We start from the raw sequence: 20972 nt of genomic DNA on the forward strand, positions 1-20972 counted from the left end.
CAACTCAATAATTTTAAGGAGGAATTAAGTAATGAAAAGTAAATACGAACCATTGTTTGATAAAGTAGAATTACCAAATGGAGTAGAGTTGAGAAATCGATATGTGTTAGCCCCTTTAACACATATTTCTTCAAATGATGATGGTACTATTTCAGATGTAGAACTTCCTTATATTGAAAAGCGTTCACAAGATGTTGGTATTACAATTAATGCTGCGAGTAATGTGAGTGATGTCGGAAAAGCATTTCCAGGACAGCCGTCAATCGCGCATGACAGTGATATTGAAGGACTAAAACGATTAGCTACAGCAATGAAGAAAAACGGTGCCAAAGCACTCGTACAAATACATCATGGTGGTGCACAAGCATTGCCTGAATTAATACCTGATGGAGACGTCGTAGCACCAAGTCCAATTTCTTTAAAAAGTTTCGGTCAGAAACAAGAACATAGTGCTAGAGAAATGACGAATGAAGAGATTGAACAAGCAATCAAGGATTTTGGTGAAGCAACACGACGTGCAATTGAAGCAGGGTTTGATGGTGTTGAAATACATGGCGCGAATCATTACTTAATTCATCAATTTGTATCACCATACTATAATAGAAGAAATGATGTATGGGCAAATCAATATAAATTCCCGGTCGCTGTGATTGAAGAAGTGCTTAAAGCGAAAGCAGCGTATGGCAATAAAGACTTTATAGTTGGATACAGATTATCTCCAGAGGAAGCGGAGTCTCCAGGAATCACAATGGAAATTACAGAGGAACTCGTTAATAAAATTAGCCATATGCCAATCGACTATATTCATGTTTCAATGATGGATACGCATGCAACGACACGTGAAGGTAAATACGCTGGACAAGAAAGACTGCCTTTAATTCACAAATGGATAAATGGTCGTATGCCACTTATCGGTATTGGTTCAATTTTCACAGCTGACGAAGCTTTAGATGCAGTTGAAAATGTTGGTGTTGACTTAGTAGCCATTGGTAGAGAGCTACTACTGGATTATCAATTTGTTGAAAAAATTAAAGATGGACGGGAAGATGAAATTATTAATTACTTTGATCCAGAGAGAGAAGATAATCATCACTTAACTCCTAATTTATGGCATCAATTTAATGAAGGATTCTATCCATTACCACGTAAAGATAAATAAGTGTTTAACTGTTACCACTAATGATATTGTGTATGCAATTTGTTAGTGGTTTTCAATATTTATAAATAAAAATATTCTTAGTAAAATATACTTTTGATTAAGTGTAAAATTATCAATTCTTTTGCTTGTAATCATTTAAGTAATTATGTCATTATAAATGTAAGGGTTTTCAAAATAGACAAATTTAATGAAACTTAGTGATTATTTCATCTTTTTTGGTGGAAAAGTATCTGCTTTGAAAACTAATGTAATTATTTGGATAATGTTTCATGTATAATAGTTATAAATGATGAAAAGGGGAGATATGATGACTAAATCTGAAAAAATTATTGAGTTAACAAATCATTACGGAGCACATAATTATTTACCATTGCCAATTGTCATTTCAGAAGCTGAAGGGGTATGGGTTAAAGATCCTGAAGGCAATAAATATATGGATATGTTATCTGCATATTCCGCTGTTAACCAAGGTCATAGACATCCGAAAATTATTCAAGCATTAAAAGATCAAGCTGATAAAGTGACTCTAGTTTCACGTGCTTTTCATAGTGATAACTTAGGTGAATGGTACGAAAAAATTTGTAAACTGGCAGGTAAAGATAAAGCTTTACCAATGAATACAGGTGCTGAAGCAGTAGAAACAGCTTTGAAAGCAGCAAGACGCTGGGCATACGATGTTAAAGGAATTGAGCCAAATAAAGCAGAAATCATTGCATTTAATGGTAACTTCCATGGTCGAACAATGGCGCCAGTTTCATTATCTTCAGAAGCAGAATACCAACGTGGTTATGGTCCGTTATTAGATGGATTTAGAAAAGTTGATTTTGGAGATGTAGATGCATTGAAAGCTGCAATTAATGAAAATACTGCAGCAGTTTTAGTAGAACCAATTCAAGGTGAAGCGGGTATAAATATACCGCCAGAAGGATATTTGAAAGCAATTAGAGAATTATGTGATGAACATAATGTCTTATTTATTGCTGACGAAATCCAAGCAGGATTAGGTCGTTCGGGTAAATTATTTGCTACGGATTGGGATAATGTAAAACCTGATGTCTATATTTTAGGTAAAGCACTAGGTGGTGGTGTCTTCCCAATTTCTGTTGTATTAGCAGATAAAGAAGTATTAGATGTCTTTACACCTGGCTCACATGGTTCAACATTTGGTGGTAATCCACTTGCTTGTGCTGCATCAATTGCTGCATTAGATGTTATCGTTGATGAGGATTTACCAGGGCGCTCTTTAGAATTAGGAGATTATTTTAAAGAACAATTAAAGCAAATTGATCATCCATCAATTAAAGAAGTCCGTGGACGTGGTTTGTTTATAGGTGTGGAACTTAATGAAAGTGCTAGACCATATTGTGAAGCTTTGAAAGAAGAAGGTTTATTATGTAAAGAAACGCATGATACTGTCATTCGTTTTGCACCACCATTAATTATTACTAAAGAAGAATTGGACCTTGCACTTGAAAAAATAAGACATGTATTTCAATAATGTCAAAAAGTTGTAACAATCAGTTTGTAAGGGCTTTAAAAAGGAATACGTTATGTTACAATATGTTTGAAAGCGAAATCATTAGGTAAAGAAGAGGCGAAAAGGATCATGACTGAGAACAATAATTTAGTAACTTCTACTCAAGGAATTATTAAAGAAGCATTGCATAAATTGGGATTTGACGAAGGAATGTACGATTTAATTAAAGAACCTTTAAGAATGTTACAAGTGCGTATCCCTGTACGAATGGATGATGGCACTGTTAAAACATTCACAGGTTACCGTGCGCAACATAATGATGCTGTTGGACCAACAAAAGGGGGCGTGCGTTTCCACCCAGATGTTGATGAAGAAGAAGTAAAAGCATTATCAATGTGGATGACTTTGAAATGTGGCATTGTAAACTTACCATACGGTGGTGGTAAGGGTGGTATCGTTTGTGATCCACGTCAAATGAGCATTCATGAAGTTGAACGTTTATCACGCGGATATGTAAGAGCAATTTCACAATTCGTAGGTCCGAACAAAGATATTCCAGCACCAGATGTATTTACAAACTCACAAATTATGGCTTGGATGATGGATGAATATAGTGCATTGGATAAATTTAATTCACCAGGTTTCATCACAGGTAAACCAATTGTATTGGGTGGTTCTCATGGACGCGACAGATCTACTGCACTAGGTGTAGTTATTGCAATTGAACAAGCTGCAAAACGTCGTAATATGCAAATTGAAGGTGCCAAGGTTGTTATTCAAGGTTTCGGTAATGCCGGAAGTTTCTTAGCTAAATTCTTATATGATTTAGGTGCAAAAATTGTAGGTATCTCTGATGCTTACGGTGCATTGCACGATCCAAATGGCTTAGATATAGATTATTTATTAGACCGTCGTGATAGTTTTGGTACGGTAACAAATTTATTTGAAGAAACAATCTCAAATAAAGAATTGTTTGAATTAGATTGTGACATTTTAGTACCAGCGGCAATTTCAAACCAAATTACAGAAGACAATGCACATGATATTAAAGCTAGTATCGTTGTTGAAGCTGCTAATGGACCTACAACACCAGAAGCAACACGTATTTTAACTGAACGTGGTATATTATTAGTTCCAGACGTATTAGCAAGTGCTGGTGGTGTAACGGTTTCTTACTTCGAATGGGTACAAAATAATCAAGGTTATTATTGGTCTGAAGAAGAAGTTAATGAAAAGCTACGTGAAAAATTAGAAGCGGCATTTGATACGATTTACGAATTGTCTCAAAACCGAAAAATAGATATGAGACTTGCAGCATATATCATAGGTATTAAACGTACAGCAGAAGCAGCTAGATATCGTGGTTGGGCATAATTAATTATCATATGTGATTTAACGAGCTTGGGACAGAAAACAAAGCCCTAAGCTCGTTAATTTTATTTTAGCAGTAGTTGACTGAATAAAAATACACTTGTAACAAGCTTATTTCAAAAATAGTCGGGGCCCCAACACAGAGAAATTGGCGGAAAGTCAGCTTACAATAGTGTGCAAGTTGGGGTGGAGCCCCGACACAGAGAAATTAGCTCCTCAATTTCTACAGACAATGTAAGTTGGCGAGGCCCCAACACTGAGAATTTCTAATTAAACGCTCAACTATATATAGTTGATCAAAAAGACAGCAGTAGGATAATTTCAATTTGGAAATATCTTACTGCTGTTTTTTATAGTAATAGCTATATTTTTGTATTTATGTTTTCTAGTTTAACAATACTACTTAATGACTTCTTTATATTTATCAGCGAAATTTGTAAAGACACCATCAACGCCATATTTATTTAATCGTAACATATCAGCTTTTTCATTCACTGTATAAGGATGTACTATAAATCCTAAGTCTTTTAAATGATGGGTATTTTGTTCAGTTAAATCTGTATAATCAGGACCTAATCCAATCGCATAAGAGCGTATCTCTTTTAAGCGTTGGTCGTTAAATTGTTGTAGTTCACCTTTATCAACTAATTTTACTAATGGCACATGCTTATTTTGACGATGAATTTTCTTTAAACTTTCGTCAGAAAATGATTGAATCATTACATGTCCATTTTTTAATTTATTGTTATTTAAAAGGTGATGCTTTTTCAATGAAGCTAATAATTGTTCTTCCATTCCTGGGTATACATCAGGTGACTTTGTTTCAATATAATAGTTTGCATTCGGGCCATAACGTTCTAAAATTTCATCTAAAGTGGGTACTTTAGCATTTTTATAACTTGCTCTTGCGTATTTTGGATATTTTTTATTAAACCAACTTCCTGCATCTAACTGTTTTAATTCATCAAGGGTATAATCCTCAACTTTACCGTGTCCATTTGTTGTACGGTTAACAGTTTCATCATGCATAGCAACTAAATGGCCATCTTTGGTACGTTGTAAATCAATTTCGATATAAGATGCTTTTAACTCATTATGACTCTTATCATATGCTTGAAACGTATGCTCGGGTGCATAGCCACTTGCGCCACGATGTGCGATAGTAGTGAATCGCTCATTCGTTAAATTTGTATGCCATTGAATAGCCTGAGGTTTATTTGCAATTTGATTTGTTTGTTCAGCGCCAGCAGTAGGTACTGATAAAAATCCCATAGTAAAAACAGCAGAAGCAGCCATAAATTTAGTGAAGCTTTTCGAAGAGTTAGTCATAGTCTTTATCCTTTCATCTCTTTATTTGTAGTCTAACAATTTTAAAATACTACAAAAACCTGCTTGTGAAAACGCTTTACACATTTCTTTTACAATTTATAACATTTTTGTAATATAAATTTAAAAGAATTATCAAACATTTTAGGAATCTTAAAAATGTGATGTTCAACAAGACGAAGAGAGCATTAAAATACCCACAATGTAATTTTAATAGACATTGTGGGTAGGTAGATTAACGTATTTATTGTGATAGTAATTGTTTAGCAACATCAAGTTGTTGTTTGACCGATGATTGCCCCGTTGACCCGTAACTTTGACGTCGTTTCAAGCAATTTTCAGGCTGCAAATAATCGTAAATATCGGCATCGATACTAGAATGATGTTGTTGATATGTTGCTAAAGGAACATCTAATAAATAATGACCTTGTTGTATACATTCTAAGACGATTTTTCCTACAATTTCATGTGCAGTTCTAAATGGAATATTTTTAGTTACTAAATAATCTGCTAGTTCCGTTGCATTTGAAAAATCTTCTTTAACAGTTTGATTGAGTCGTTCTTTATTAATTGTCATCGTTTGAATCATACCTTCGAAAATACGTAAAGAACCTTTAATTGTATGGACAGCATCGAATAAACCTTCTTTATCTTCCTGCATATCTTTGTTATATGCTAGAGGTAATCCTTTTAAAGTCATAAGCATGCTCATTAAATGACCAGTCGTTCGACCAACTTTACCTCTAATTAATTCTGCCATATCAGGATTTTTCTTTTGTGGCATAATAGATGAGCCAGTTGAAAATGCATCTGATAATGTAATGAATTTAGCTTCGTCTATGGACCAGAAAATAATTTCCTCTGCAAAGCGTGATAAGTGAACCATCGTTAAAGAAATATTATGCAATGTTTCAATAATATAGTCTCTGTCACTAACAGCATCTAGGCTATTCTCATAGAGACTGCCAAAGTTCAACAATGCTGTTGTCTCGTGTCTATCGATAGGGTATGTGGTACCACTTAAGGCTGCTGCACCTAAAGGATTAATATCGATTCGTTTTAAACTATCTTCAAATCGTTGTTGGTCTCGTTGTAACATCCAAAAATAAGTCATAATATGATGTGCAAATGAAATTGGCTGTGCACGCTGTAAATGAGTATAACCAGGCATAATTGTATCAACATTATTGGAAGCGATGTCTACAATTACACTTTGTAACGACTTAATTAATGCGATGATATCTTGCACTTGTTTCTTAGTGTACAAGTGCATGTCTGTTGCAACTTGATCGTTTCTACTGCGTCCAGTATGCAACTTACCACCAGCATCACCGATACGTTTAATTAATTCATGTTCAATATTTAAATGAATATCTTCTAATGATGCACTAAATTGAATTTGATCTTGATGATAATCATGTTGAATAGATTTTAGTCCTTGTATAATTTGTTCGCTGTCTTGTTGACTAATAATGCCTTGATTCGCAAGCATAGTTGCATGCGCAATGCTGCCTTCGATATCTTGATCTATGAGCGTTTGATCAAAAGTAATGGATGCGTTAAAGTCGTCAACCCACTCTTCAGGTTGTACTTCAAATCTACCGCCCCAAGCTTTATTGCTCATTGCTATAGCCTCCATGTAGCATCGAATTTACTTGAGTAGGTAAACCATAGATATCGATAAAGCCAACAGCAGCGTCTTGATTAAATGCATCTTCTTTTGTATAAGTTGCTAATTTTTCATCATATAATGTGTAAGGTGATTTTCTACCATTTACGATGGCATTACCTTTGAATAATTTAATTCTGACATCACCACTTACGTATTGCTGAGTACTATCAATAAATAATTTTAAGCTATCAGTTAAAGGTGAGAACCAAAGTCCATTGTATAGTTGTTCAGCAAATTGCTTCTCGATGATTGGTTTAAAGTGTGCGACATCTTTCGTTAACGTAATCGTTTCTAATGCTTTATGCGCTTTTAAAATAACTTCTGCAGCAGGTGCCTCATAAATTTCTCTTGATTTGATACCTACAAGTCTATTTTCTACATGGTCAATTCTTCCGATACCATGCTTACCAGCTAATGCATTCAACGTTAAAATTAAATCGTCTAATTCATATGTTTTGCCATCAATTTGAACTGGGATGCCTTTATCAAACGTTAAAATGATTTCATCAGCAGCATCTGGTGTTTCTTCTAAAGCATTTGTTAGATCGAACGCATCCTCTGGTGGCGCAGCATAAGGATCTTCTAAAATACCACATTCATTCGCTCTGCCCCATAGATTTTGATCGATAGAATAAGGTGAATCAAGGTTGATTGATACAGGGATATTATGTTTAATTGCATAATCGATTTCTTCTTCACGACTCCATGCCCACTCACGTACAGGTGCGAATGCTTTCAATGATGGGTTTAATGCTTTAATGGCAACTTCGAAACGTACTTGGTCATTCCCTTTACCAGTACAACCATGTGCAATACCTACTGAATTTGTTTTCTCAGCAATCTCTACTAATTTTTTAGCGATTAATGGTCTTGATAAAGCTGAAACTAATGGATATGCATTTTCATACATTAAATTTCCTTTGATTGCATAACTTACATACTCATCACTAAATTCTTTTGTTGCATCAATAATATGACATTCAACTGCTCCCATATCTAAAGCTTTTTTATAAACGATGTCTAAATCTTTACCTTCACCAACATCTAGGCAACAAGCTACAACGTCGTATCCTTTGTCGATAAGCCATTGAACGGCCACACTTGTATCTAGTCCTCCTGAATATGCTAAAACAATTTTCTCTTTCATAAAATTCACCTCATTGTAGTTATCTGAATATTTCGTATGAACACATGATAGCAAACTTTTAATGAAAATAAAACCATTATTTTACATATTTATTCATAAAATGCGATAGAGATAGTTAGAGTTGTAAGTATAAATGCTTATTTATCAATGTTTAAAAGTATTTTAAAAAGCATGCAAATTGTATAAAAAATGTTTGAGTGTTTGACGCCAGTTTGAAATGTTTGTTGAAAAATAGGTGTGAAACGTCACATAAATATCAATTTTATTGATTAAGTACAAACTTGTGAATTGAATCGCAAACGTAAACTTAGTAAAATTAAGATATTAAATGAAACAGGAGGCTTTTATAGATGACTCATATTCAATTAGATTTTAGTAAAACGTTAGAATTTTTCGGTGAACACGAATTAAAACAACAACAAGAAATTGTTAAATCAATTCACAAAACAATTCATGAAGGTACTGGTGCAGGTAGTGACTTCTTAGGCTGGGTTGATTTACCAGTTGATTACGACAAAGAAGAATTTTCAAGAATTGTTGAAGCATCAAAACGCATTAAAGAAAATTCTGATGTTTTAGTAGTCATCGGTATTGGTGGTTCTTACTTAGGTGCACGTGCAGCAATCGAAATGTTAACGTCATCATTTAGAAACAGCAATGAATACCCTGAAATTGTATTTGTTGGTAATCACTTATCATCAACATATACGAAAGAGTTAGTTGATTATTTAGCAGACAAAGATTTCTCTGTAAACGTTATTTCTAAATCTGGTACAACTACAGAACCAGCAGTTGCATTTAGATTGTTCAAACAATTAGTTGAAGAAAGATACGGTAAAGAAGAAGCACAAAAACGTATATTTGCAACAACGGATAAAGAAAAAGGTGCTTTAAAACAGTTGGCTACAAACGAAGGATATGAAACGTTTATCGTACCTGATGATGTAGGTGGAAGATATTCTGTTTTAACAGCAGTAGGATTATTACCAATTGCAACAGCTGGAATTAACATCGAAGCTATGATGATTGGTGCTGCAAAAGCACGTGAAGAATTATCTTCAGATAAATTAGAAGACAACATTGCATACCAATATGCGACAATTCGAAACATTTTATATGCAAAAGGTTATACAACAGAAATGTTGATTAACTATGAACCATCTATGCAATACTTTAATGAATGGTGGAAACAATTATTTGGTGAATCAGAAGGTAAAGACTTCAAAGGTATCTATCCTTCAAGTGCCAACTACACAACTGATTTACATTCTTTAGGTCAATATGTACAAGAAGGCCGTCGTTTCTTATTCGAAACAGTGGTAAAAGTAAATCATCCTAAATATGATATTACTATTGAAAAAGATAGTGATGATCTAGACGGATTAAATTATTTGGCTGGTAAAACAATCGACGAAGTTAACACAAAAGCATTCGAAGGTACATTATTAGCGCATACTGATGGTGGTGTTCCTAACATGGTAGTGAACATTCCACAATTAGATGAAGAAACTTTCGGTTATGTCGTATACTTCTTCGAACTTGCTTGTGCAATGAGTGGATACCAATTAGGTGTAAATCCATTTAACCAACCTGGTGTAGAAGCATATAAACAAAACATGTTCGCATTATTAGGTAAACCTGGTTTTGAAGACTTGAAAAAAGAATTAGAAGAGCGTTTATAAAATACATTACTTCAATGATTAGTGAAGTTTGAAAAGATAGAACTAGACGTTAACTATTTAAAGCATATTTTCGAGGTTGTCATTACAAATGTAAAAATGTAATGACAACCTCGTTTTTATTTATATGCAAGAACTAGGTTACTAGCTAATGTGACAAGATGTTAAGAGAAAATTAAAGAAAAAATAACATCTGTCATACAATAATATTGTTATACTACTAGAGACTGATTTATTAGCATGATTACATGTTAATGTTTCTTTACTTAGTAATTAACTTTATAATGTAAGAATAATTATCTTCAACCAAAGAAAGGGATTGATGATTTGTCGTTTCATCAAGTAGAAGAATGGTTTGAGATATTTCGACAGTTTGGTTATTTACCTGGATTTATATTGTTATATATTAGAGCGATAATTCCAGTATTTCCTTTAGCACTCTATATTTTAATTAACATTCAAGCTTATGGACCTATTTTAGGTATATTGATTAGTTGGCTTGGATTAATTTCTGGAACATTTACAGTCTATTTGATCTGTAAACGATTGGTGAACACTGAGAGGATGCAGCGAATTAAACAACGTACTGCTGTTCAACGCTTGATTAGTTTTATTGATCGCCAAGGATTAATCCCATTGTTTATTTTACTTTGTTTTCCTTTTACGCCAAATACATTAATAAATTTTGTAGCGAGTCTATCTCATATTAGACCTAAATATTATTTCATTGTTTTGGCATCATCAAAGTTAGTTTCAACAATTATTTTAGGTTATTTAGGAAAGGAAATTACTACAATTTTAACGCATCCTTTAAGAGGGATATTAATGTTAGTTGTGTTGGTTGTATTTTGGATTGTTGGAAAAAAGTTAGAACAGCATTTTATGGGGTCGAAAAAGGAGTGACATCGTGAAAAAAGTTGTAAAATATTTGATTTCATTGATACTTGCTATTATCATTGTACTGTTCGTACAAACTTTTGTAATAGTTGGTCATGTCATTCCGAATAATGATATGTCACCAACCCTGAACAAAGGGGATCGTGTTATTGTAAATAAAATTAAAGTTACATTTAATCAATTGAATAATGGTGATATCATTACATATAGGCGTGGTAACGAGATATATACTAGTCGAATTATTGCCAAACCTGGTCAATCAATGGCGTTTCGTCAGGGACAATTATACCGTGATGACCGACCGGTTGACGCATCTTATGCCAAGAACAGAAAAATTAAAGATTTTAGTTTGCGCAATTTTAAAGAATTAGATGGAGATATTATACCGCCTAACAATTTTGTTGTGCTAAATGATCATGATAACAATCAGCATGATTCTAGACAATTTGGTTTAATTGATAAAAAGGATATTATTGGTAATATAAGTTTGAGATATTATCCTTTTTCAAAATGGACGATTCAGTTCAAATCTTAAAAAGAGGTGTCAAAATTGAAAAAAGAATTATTGGAATGGATTATTTCAATTGCAGTCGCTTTTGTCATTTTATTTATAGTAGGTAAATTTATTGTTACACCATATACAATTAAAGGTGAATCAATGGATCCAACTTTGAAAGATGGCGAGCGAGTAGCTGTAAACATTATTGGATATAAAACAGGTGGTTTGGAAAAAGGTAATGTAGTTGTCTTCCATGCAAACAAAAATGATGACTATGTTAAACGTGTCATCGGTGTTCCTGGTGATAAAGTAGAATATAAAAATGATACATTATATGTCAATGGTAAAAAACAAGATGAACCATATTTAAACTATAATTTAAAACATAAACAAGGTGATTACATTACTGGGACTTTCCAAGTTAAAGATTTACCGAATGCGAATCCTAAATCAAATGTCATTCCAAAAGGTAAATATTTAGTTCTTGGAGATAATCGTGAAGTAAGTAAAGATAGCCGTGCGTTTGGCCTCATTGATGAAGACCAAATTGTTGGTAAAGTTTCATTTAGATTCTGGCCATTTAGTGAATTTAAACATAATTTCAATCCTGAAAATACTAAAAATTAATATGAAACAAATACAACATCGTTTGTCGGTTTTAATACTGATAAACGATGTTTTATTTTGTTAGTACCACAATAAAAGCTAAGTTCGAAATGAACTTATAATAAATCAATCACAATCACTTTGTGTTAAAATATGTGTCAAAGGAAGTGAGGGTTTGTCATGACATTACATGCTTATTTAGGTAGAGCGGGAACAGGTAAGTCTACGAAAATGTTGACCGAAATAAAACAAAAAATGAAAGCAGATCCGCTTGGAGATCCAATCATTTTAATTGCGCCAACTCAAAGTACATTTCAATTAGAACAAGCCTTTGTCAATGATCCGGAATTAAATGGTAGTTTAAGAACAGAAGTGTTGCATTTTGAACGATTAAGTCATCGTATTTTCCAAGAAGTTGGTAGTTATAGCGAACAAAAGTTATCTAAAGCTGCAACGGAAATGATGATTTATAACATTGTTCAAGAACAACAAAAGTATTTAAAACTTTATCAATCACAAGCAAAATATTATGGGTTTAGTGAAAAATTAACAGAACAAATTCAAGATTTTAAAAAATATGCAGTAACGCCTGAACATTTAGAACACTTTATTGCTGATAAAAATATGCAAACTCGAACTAAAAATAAGTTAGAGGATATTGCTTTAATATACCGTGAGTTCGAACAACGCATTCAAAACGAGTTTATTACTGGTGAGGATTCATTACAATATTTTATTGATTGTATGCCGAAATCAGAGTGGCTAAAACGTGCTGATATATATATTGATGGTTTTCACAACTTTTCAACGATTGAGTATTTAATAATCAAAGGATTAATTAAATATGCGAAGAGTGTCACAATTATATTGACGACAGATGGTAACCACGATCAATTTAGTTTATTTAGAAAACCATCGGAAGTGTTACGACATATTGAAGAAATAGCAAATGAACTCAATATTTCTATTGAACGTCAATATTTCAACCAATTATATCGCTTCAATAATCAAGATTTAAAGCATCTTGAACAAGAATTTGATGTACTTCAAATCAATCGAGTGGCATGTCAAGGTCATATCAATATTTTAGAATCTGCGACTATGAGAGAGGAAATAAATGAAATTGCGCGACGTATCATCGTTGATATTCGTGATAAGCAATTACGATATCAAGATATTGCTATTTTATATCGTGATGAATCTTATGCTTATTTATTTGATTCCATATTACCGCTTTATAATATTCCTTATAATATTGATACAAAGCGTTCGATGACACATCATCCGGTCATGGAAATGATTCGTTCATTGATTGAAGTTATTCAATCTAATTGGCAAGTGAATCCAATGCTACGCTTATTGAAGACTGATGTGTTAACGGCATCATATCTAAAAAGTGCATACTTAGTTGATTTACTTGAAAATTTTGTACTTGAACGTGGTATATACGGTAAACGTTGGTTAGATGATGAGCTATTTAATGTCGAACATTTTAGCAAAATGGGGCGTAAAGCGCATAAACTGACCGAAGATGAACGTAACACATTTGAACAAGTCGTTAAGTTAAAGAAAGATGTCATTGATAAAATTTTACATTTTGAAAAGCAAATGTCACAAGCGGAAACTGTAAAAGACTTTGCAACTGCTTTTTATGAAAGTATGGAATATTTCGAACTGCCAAATCAATTGATGACAGAGCGAGATGAACTTGATTTAAATGGTAATCATGAAAAGGCGGAGGAAATTGATCAAATATGGAATGGCTTAATTCAAATCCTTGATGACTTAGTTCTAGTATTTGGAGATGAACCAATGTCGATGGAACGTTTCTTAGAAGTATTTGATATTGGTTTAGAACAATTAGAATTTGTTATGATTCCGCAAACATTGGACCAAGTAAGTATTGGTACGATGGATTTGGCTAAAGTCGATAATAAGCAACATGTTTTCTTAGTAGGTATGAATGATGGTACGATGCCACAACCAGTAACTGCGTCAAGCTTGATTACAGATGAAGAAAAGAAATACTTTGAACAGCAGGCTAATGTCGAGTTAAGTCCAACATCAGATATTTTACAGATGGATGAAGCATTTGTTTGCTATATTGCTATGACAAGAGCGCGACAAGATGTTACATTTTCTTACAGTCTAATGGGATCAAGTGGTGATGATAAGGAGATCAGCCCATTTTTAAATCAAATTCAATCATTGTTTAACCAATTGGAAATTACTAACATTCCTCAATACCATGAAGTTAACCCATTGTCACTAATGCAACATGCTAAGCAAACCAAAATTACATTATTTGAAGCATTGCGTGCTTGGTTAGATGATGAAATTGTGGCTGATAGTTGGTTAGATGCTTATCAAGTAATTAGAGATAGCGATCATTTAAATCAAGGTTTAGATTATTTAATGTCAGCATTAACGTTTGACAATGAAACTGTAAAATTAGGTGAAACGTTGTCTAAAGATTTATATGGTAAGGAAATCAATGCCAGTGTATCTCGTTTTGAAGGTTATCAACAATGCCCATTTAAACACTATGCCTCACATGGTCTGAAACTAAATGAACGAACGAAGTATGAACTTCAAAACTTTGATTTAGGTGATATTTTCCATTCTGTTTTAAAATATATATCTGAACGTATTAATGGCGATTTTAAACAATTAGACCTGAAAAAAATAAGACAATTAACGAATGAAGCATTGGAAGAAATTTTACCTAAAGTTCAGTTTAATTTATTAAATTCTTCAGCTTACTATCGTTATTTATCAAGACGCATTGGCGCTATTGTAGAAACAACACTAAGCGCATTAAAATATCAAGGCACGTATTCAAAGTTTATGCCAAAACATTTTGAGACAAGTTTTAGAAGGAAACCAAGAACAAATGACGAATTAATTGCACAAACATTAACGACAACTCAAGGTATTCCAATTAATATTAGAGGGCAAATTGACCGTATCGATACGTATACAAAGAATGATACAAGTTTTGTTAATATCATTGACTATAAATCCTCTGAAGGTAGTGCGACACTTGATTTAACGAAAGTATATTATGGTATGCAAATGCAAATGATGACATACATGGATATCGTTTTACAAAATAAACAACGTCTTGGATTAACAGATATTGTGAAACCAGGTGGATTATTATACTTCCATGTACATGAACCTAGAATCAAATTTAAATCATGGGCTGATATTGATGAAGATAAACTAGAACAAGATTTAATTAAAAAGTTTAAGCTGAGTGGTTTAGTGAATGCAGACCAAACTGTTATTGATGCATTGGATATTCGTTTAGAACCTAAATTCACTTCAGATATTGTACCAGTTGGTTTGAATAAAGATGGTTCTTTGAGTAAACGAGGCAGCCAAGTTGCAGATGAAGCAACGATTTATAAATTCATACAACATAACAAAGAGAATTTTATAGAAACAGCTTCAAATATTATGGATGGACATACTGAAGTTGCACCATTAAAGTACAAACAAAAATTGCCATGTGCTTTTTGTAGTTATCAATCGGTATGTCATGTAGATGGCATGATTGATAGTAAGCGATATCGAACTGTAGATGAAACAATAAATCCAATTGAAGCAATTCAAAATATTAACATTGATGATGAATTTGGGGGTGAGCAATAGATGACAATTCCAGAGAAACCACAAGGCGTGATTTGGACTGACGCGCAATGGCAAAGTATTTACGCAACTGGACAAGATGTACTTGTTGCAGCCGCGGCAGGTTCAGGTAAAACAGCTGTACTAGTTGAGCGTATTATCCAAAAGATTTTACGTGATGGCATTGATGTCGATCGACTTTTAGTCGTAACGTTTACAAACTTAAGCGCACGTGAAATGAAGCATCGTGTAGACCAACGTATTCAAGAGGCATCGATTGCTGATCCTGCAAATGCACACTTGAAAAACCAACGCATCAAAATTCATCAAGCACAAATATCTACACTTCATAGTTTTTGTTTGAAATTAATTCAACAGCATTATGATGTATTAAATATTGACCCGAACTTTAGAACAAGCAGTGAAGCTGAAAATATTTTATTATTAGAACAAACGATAGATGAGGTCATAGAACAACATTACGATATCCTTGATCCTGCTTTTATTGAATTAACAGAGCAATTGTCTTCAGATAGAAGTGATGATCAGTTTCGAATGATTATTAAACAATTGTATTTCTTTAGCGTTGCAAATCCAAATCCTACAAATTGGTTGGATCAATTGGTGACACCATACGAAGAAGAAGCACAACAAGCGCAACTTATTCAACTACTAACAGACTTATCTAAAGTATTTATCACAGCTGCCTATGATGCTTTAAATAAGGCGTATGATTTGTTTAGTATGATGGATAGCGTCGATAAACATTTAGCTGTTATAGAAGATGAACGACGTTTAATGGGGCGTGTTTTAGAAGGTGGCTTTATTGATATACCTTATTTAACTGGTCACGAATTTGGCGCGCGTTTGCCTAATGTAACAGCGAAAATTAAAGAAGCAAATGAAATGATGATCGATGCCTTAGAAGATGCTAAACTTCAGTATAAAAAATATAAATCATTAATTGATAAAGTGAAGAGTGATTACTTTTCAAGAGAAGCTGATGATTTGAAAGCTGATATGCAACAATTGGCGCCACGAGTAAAGTACCTTGCGCGTATTGTGAAAGATGTTATGTCAGAATTCAATCGAAAAAAGCGTAGCAAAAATATTTTGGATTTTTCTGATTATGAACATTTTGCACTACAAATTTTAACTAATGAGGATGGTTCGCCATCAGAAATTGCCGAATCATACCGTCAACACTTTCAAGAAATATTGGTCGATGAGTATCAAGATACGAACCGGGTTCAAGAGAAAATACTATCTTGCATCAAAACGGGTGATGAACATAATGGTAATTTATTTATGGTTGGAGATGTTAAGCAATCCATTTATAAATTTAGACAAGCTGATCCAAGTTTATTTATTGAAAAGTATCAACGCTTTACTATAGATGGAGATGGCACTGGACGTCGAATTGATTTGTCGCAAAACTTCCGTTCTCGAAAAGAAGTACTGTCAACGACTAACTATATATTCAAACATATGATGGATGAACAAGTAGGTGAAGTAAAATATGATGAAGCGGCACAGTTGTATTATGGTGCACCATATGATGAATCGGACCATCCAGTAAACTTAAAAGTGCTTGTTGAAGCGGATCAAGAACATAGTGATTTAACTGGTAGTGAACAAGAAGCGCATTTTATAGTAGAACAAGTTAAAGATATCTTAGAACATCAAAAAGTTTATGATATGAAAACAGGAAGCTATAGAAGTGCGACATACAAGGATATCGTTATTCTAGAACGCAGCTTTGGACAAGCTCGCAATTTACAACAAGCCTTTAAAAATGAAGATATTCCATTCCATGTGAATAGTCGTGAAGGTTACTTTGAACAAACAGAAGTCCGCTTAGTATTATCATTTTTAAGAGCGATAGATAATCCATTACAAGATATTTATTTAGTTGGGTTAATGCGCTCCGTTATATATCAGTTCAAAGAAGACGAATTAGCTCAAATTAGAATATTGAGTCCAAATGATGACTACTTCTATCAATCGATTGTAAATTACATTAATGACGAAGCAGCAGATGCTATTTTAGTTGATAAATTAAAAATGTTTTTATCAGATATTCAAAGTTACCAACAATATAGTAAAGATCATCCGGTGTATCAGTTAATTGATAAATTTTATAATGATCATTATGTTATTCAATACTTTAGTGGACTTATTGGTGGACGTGGACGACGTGCAAACCTTTATGGTTTATTTAATAAAGCTATCGAGTTTGAGAATTCAAGTTTTAGAGGTTTATATCAATTTATTCGTTTTATCGATGAATTGATTGAAAGAGGCAAAGATTTTGGTGAGGAAAATGTAGTTGGTCCAAACGATAATGTTGTTAGAATGATGACAATTCATAGTAGTAAAGGTCTAGAGTTTCCATTTGTCATTTATTCTGGATTGTCAAAAGATTTTAATAAACGTGATTTGAAACAACCAGTTATTTTAAATCAGCAATTTGGTCTCGGAATGGATTATTTTGATGTGGATAAAGAAATGGCATTTCCATCTTTAGCTTCGGTTGCATATAAAGCTGTTGCCGAAAAAGAACTTGTGTCAGAAGAAATGCGATTAGTCTATGTAGCATTAACAAGAGCGAAAGAACAACTTTATTTAATTGGTAGAGTGAAAAATGATAAATCGTTACTAGAACTAGAGCAATTGTCTATTTCTGGTGAGCACATTGCTGTCAATGAACGATTAACTTCACCAAATCCGTTCCATCTTATTTATAGTATTTTATCTAAACATCAATCTGCGTCAATTCCAGATGATTTAAAATTTGAAAAAGATATAGCACAAGTTGAAGATAGTAGTCGTCCGAATGTAAATATTTCAATTATATACTTTGAAGATGTGTCTACAGAAACCATTTTAGATAATAATGAATATCGTTCGGTTAATCAATTAGAAACTATGCAAAATGGTAATGAGGATGTTAAAGCACAAATTAAACACCAACTTGATTATCAATATCCATATGTAAATGATACTAAAAAGCCATCAAAACAATCTGTTTCTGAATTGAAAAGGCAATATGAAACAGAAGAAAGTGGCACAAGTTACGAACGAGTAAGACAATATCGTATCGGTTTTTCAACGTATGAACGACCTAAATTTCTAAGTGAACAAGGTAAACGAAAAGCGAATGAAATTGGTACGTTAATGCATACAGTGATGCAACATTTACCATTCAAAAAAGAACGCATATCTGAAGTTGAGTTACATCAGTATATCGATGGATTAATCGATAAACATATTATCGAAGCAGATGCGAAAAAAGATATCCGTATGGATGAAATAATGACATTTATCAATAGTGAGTTATATTCGATTATTGCTGAAGCAGAGCAAGTTTATCGTGAATTACCGTTTGTAGTTAACCAAGCATTAGTTGACCAATTGCCACAAGGAGACGAAGACGTCTCAATTATTCAAGGTATGATTGACTTAATCTTTGTTAAAGATGGTGTGCATTATTTTGTAGACTATAAAACCGATGCATTTAATCGTCGCCGTGGGATGACAGATGAAGAAATTGGTACACAATTAAAAAATAAATATAAGATACAGATGAAATATTATCAAAATACGCTTCAAACGATACTTAATAAAGAAGTTAAAGGTTATTTATACTTCTTCAAATTTGGTACATTGCAACTGTAGTATTTTGATTTTCAAAAGAATAAAAAATAATTTCGATTAAGTGCAAAGTCCTTGTAGCAGAATGAACACAACTCATTTTCAAAATTGTCTTACTTATTTATTTGTTATTTGATAACGAAAAAAGTTATAATGTGAATTAAGATAAAGATGAGGAGTTGAGAATGAATGAAATTCTTATCATTCAAGTATAATGACAAAACTTCATATGGCGTTAAAGTAAAACGCGAAGATGCTGTATGGGATTTAACACAAGTATTTGCTGACTTTGCAGAAGGAGATTTCCATCCTAAAACATTGTTAGCTGGTTTACAACAAAATCATACTTTAGATTTTCAAGAACAAGTACGTAAAGCAGTTGTAGCAGCAGAAGATAGCGGCAAAGCTGAAGACTATAAAATTTCATTTAATGACATTGAATTCTTACCACCAGTAACACCTCCGAATAATGTGATTGCTTTTGGTAGAAATTACAAAGATCATGCGAACGAATTAAATCATGAAGTAGAAAGATTATATGTATTTACAAAAGCAGCGTCATCTTTAACAGGAGATAATGCAACAATTCCAAATCATAAAGATATTACTGATCAATTAGATTATGAAGGTGAATTAGGTATTGTTATTGGTAAGTCTGGTGAAAAGATTCCAAAAGCATTAGCTTTAGATTATGTTTACGGCTATACAATTATTAACGATATCACTGATCGCAAAGCACAAAGTGAACAAGATCAAGCATTTTTATCAAAAAGTTTAACTGGCGGTTGCCCAATGGGTCCTTATATCGTTACTAAAGATGAACTACCATTACCTGAAAATGTAAATATTGTTACAAAAGTTAACAATGAAATTAGACAAGATGGTAACACTGGCGAAATGATTCTTAAAATTGATGAATTAATAGAAGAAATTTCAAAATATGTTGCACTACATCCGGGAGATATTATTGCAACTGGTACACCAGCAGGCGTTGGTGCAGGTATGCAACCACCTAAATTCTTACAACCAGGTGATGAAGTTAAAGTGACTATTGATAATATTGGAACGCTGACAACTTATATCGCTAAATAATTATCATTTAAAAAGCTAACCAGTCTTTATATAGATTGGTTAGTTTTTTCTTGCTTTTCTAAAAAGGTGTTAAAGATAATTGTTTATAATGTTACCATTTTGAGATGAAAGTGAAATATTGATATTAAGAAGTAGTTGATTATTTTACAGCAGATGCACAATATTCTAATAAGTAATAAAATGTCATGTTCTTCCTCTCAAATATAGAAGTGTGGTAGAATATATATTCGTGTATAATCAAATCATGATTAAATTACAAGCAAGTGGGTATTAATCCCAAGAAGCTTTAATTTAATAATATAAATTATTAAAGTGGGGGGAATCAGTATGTTACATTTACATATATTAAGTTGGGTATTAGCGATTATTTTATTTATCGCTACATACTTAAACATTTCAAAAAATCAAGGCGGATCACCATTTTTCAAACCGTTGCACATGATTTTACGCTTATTTATGCTGTTGACGTTAATTTCAGGATTTTGGATATTAATTCAGTCATTTATGAATGGCGGGGCAAATCATATGTTGCTTACATTGAAAATGCTGTGTGGTGTTGCAGTAGTTGGATTGATGGAAGTGTCGATTGCTAAAAGAAAGAGACATGAACAAAGTCACACAATGTTTTGGATAACAATTGCATTAATTATCATCACAATGGTATTAGGTGTCATTCTACCGTTAGGGCCTATATCAAAATTATTCGGTATTGGCTAATTGATAAGACATATAGTATATGACATAAGGCATGGACAATTAT

The 20972-nt window shown here is 33.0% G+C and carries 14 protein-coding genes; 11 read left to right on the top strand and 3 right to left on the bottom strand.

The window, feature by feature from the left end; genetic code table 11:
• Nucleotides 1–31 precede the first annotated feature (31 nt).
• The 3 genes from KI230_RS04635 to KI230_RS04645 all read left to right on the top strand — a co-directional run bounded on the left by KI230_RS04635 (nt 32) and on the right by KI230_RS04645 (nt 4010).
• On the top strand, nt 32–1159 hold the full coding sequence (locus KI230_RS04635) for an NADH-dependent flavin oxidoreductase (RefSeq protein ID WP_214958334.1): 1128 nt from the start codon (nt 32–34) through the stop codon (nt 1157–1159).
• A 307-nt stretch (nt 1160–1466) separates the two neighbouring features.
• Nucleotides 1467–2657: an ornithine--oxo-acid transaminase gene (locus KI230_RS04640; protein WP_000167314.1), complete on the top strand. Its 1191-nt coding sequence runs from the start codon at nt 1467–1469 to the stop codon at nt 2655–2657.
• A 108-nt stretch (nt 2658–2765) separates the two neighbouring features.
• Nucleotides 2766–4010, top strand: a complete 1245-nt coding sequence (locus KI230_RS04645) for a Glu/Leu/Phe/Val family dehydrogenase (protein WP_000138487.1) — start codon at nt 2766–2768, stop codon at nt 4008–4010.
• 396 nt (nt 4011–4406) lie between these two features.
• Here KI230_RS04645 and KI230_RS04650 read toward each other — a convergent pair whose 3' ends face one another.
• From KI230_RS04650 to KI230_RS04660, 3 genes are all read right to left on the bottom strand, one after another.
• Nucleotides 4407–5336 (bottom strand): glycerophosphodiester phosphodiesterase, encoded by a 930-nt coding sequence (locus KI230_RS04650; protein WP_000185319.1) that lies wholly within the window; start codon nt 5334–5336, stop codon nt 4407–4409.
• 241 nt (nt 5337–5577) lie between these two features.
• The gene (argH, locus tag KI230_RS04655; RefSeq protein ID WP_214958335.1) at nt 5578–6957 is read right to left on the bottom strand and encodes an argininosuccinate lyase; all 1380 of its coding nucleotides are present in this window, start codon (nt 6955–6957) and stop codon (nt 5578–5580) included.
• Nucleotides 6947–8152: an argininosuccinate synthase gene (locus KI230_RS04660; RefSeq protein WP_045178080.1), complete on the bottom strand. Its 1206-nt coding sequence runs from the start codon at nt 8150–8152 to the stop codon at nt 6947–6949. The genes argH and KI230_RS04660 overlap by 11 nt, the downstream gene beginning before the upstream one ends.
• Before the next feature lie 350 nt (nt 8153–8502).
• Here KI230_RS04660 and KI230_RS04665 point away from each other — a divergent pair, with 350 nt between their 5' ends.
• The 8 genes from KI230_RS04665 to KI230_RS04700 all read left to right on the top strand — a co-directional run bounded on the left by KI230_RS04665 (nt 8503) and on the right by KI230_RS04700 (nt 20929).
• Nucleotides 8503–9834, top strand: coding sequence for a glucose-6-phosphate isomerase (locus KI230_RS04665; protein WP_000148852.1), 1332 nt, complete (start codon nt 8503–8505; stop codon nt 9832–9834).
• Between the two features lie 324 nt (nt 9835–10158).
• Nucleotides 10159–10734: a TVP38/TMEM64 family protein gene (locus KI230_RS04670; protein WP_000007967.1), complete on the top strand. Its 576-nt coding sequence runs from the start codon at nt 10159–10161 to the stop codon at nt 10732–10734.
• A gap of 4 nt (nt 10735–10738) precedes the next feature.
• Nucleotides 10739–11263: a signal peptidase I gene (lepB, locus tag KI230_RS04675; RefSeq protein WP_000758209.1), complete on the top strand. Its 525-nt coding sequence runs from the start codon at nt 10739–10741 to the stop codon at nt 11261–11263.
• A gap of 15 nt (nt 11264–11278) precedes the next feature.
• Nucleotides 11279–11854 carry a signal peptidase I gene (gene lepB, locus KI230_RS04680; protein WP_000711896.1) on the top strand — a complete coding sequence of 192 codons (576 nt, stop codon included), beginning with the start codon at nt 11279–11281 and terminating at the stop codon, nt 11852–11854.
• A 159-nt stretch (nt 11855–12013) separates the two neighbouring features.
• Nucleotides 12014–15490, top strand: a complete 3477-nt coding sequence (gene addB, locus KI230_RS04685; RefSeq protein WP_017804811.1) for a helicase-exonuclease AddAB subunit AddB — start codon at nt 12014–12016, stop codon at nt 15488–15490.
• Nucleotides 15491–19144, top strand: coding sequence for a helicase-exonuclease AddAB subunit AddA (gene addA / locus KI230_RS04690; protein ID WP_045178074.1), 3654 nt, complete (start codon nt 15491–15493; stop codon nt 19142–19144).
• 165 nt (nt 19145–19309) lie between these two features.
• Nucleotides 19310–20212 (top strand): fumarylacetoacetate hydrolase family protein, encoded by a 903-nt coding sequence (locus KI230_RS04695; protein WP_000670755.1) that lies wholly within the window; start codon nt 19310–19312, stop codon nt 20210–20212.
• A 327-nt stretch (nt 20213–20539) separates the two neighbouring features.
• Nucleotides 20540–20929, top strand: a complete 390-nt coding sequence (locus KI230_RS04700; protein WP_000902807.1) for a YisL family protein — start codon at nt 20540–20542, stop codon at nt 20927–20929.
• Nucleotides 20930–20972 lie beyond the last annotated feature (43 nt).

Source organism: Staphylococcus sp. MZ3, assembly GCF_018622755.1.
In the GTDB taxonomy this organism is placed as follows: Bacteria; Bacillota; Bacilli; order Staphylococcales; family Staphylococcaceae; genus Staphylococcus; species Staphylococcus aureus.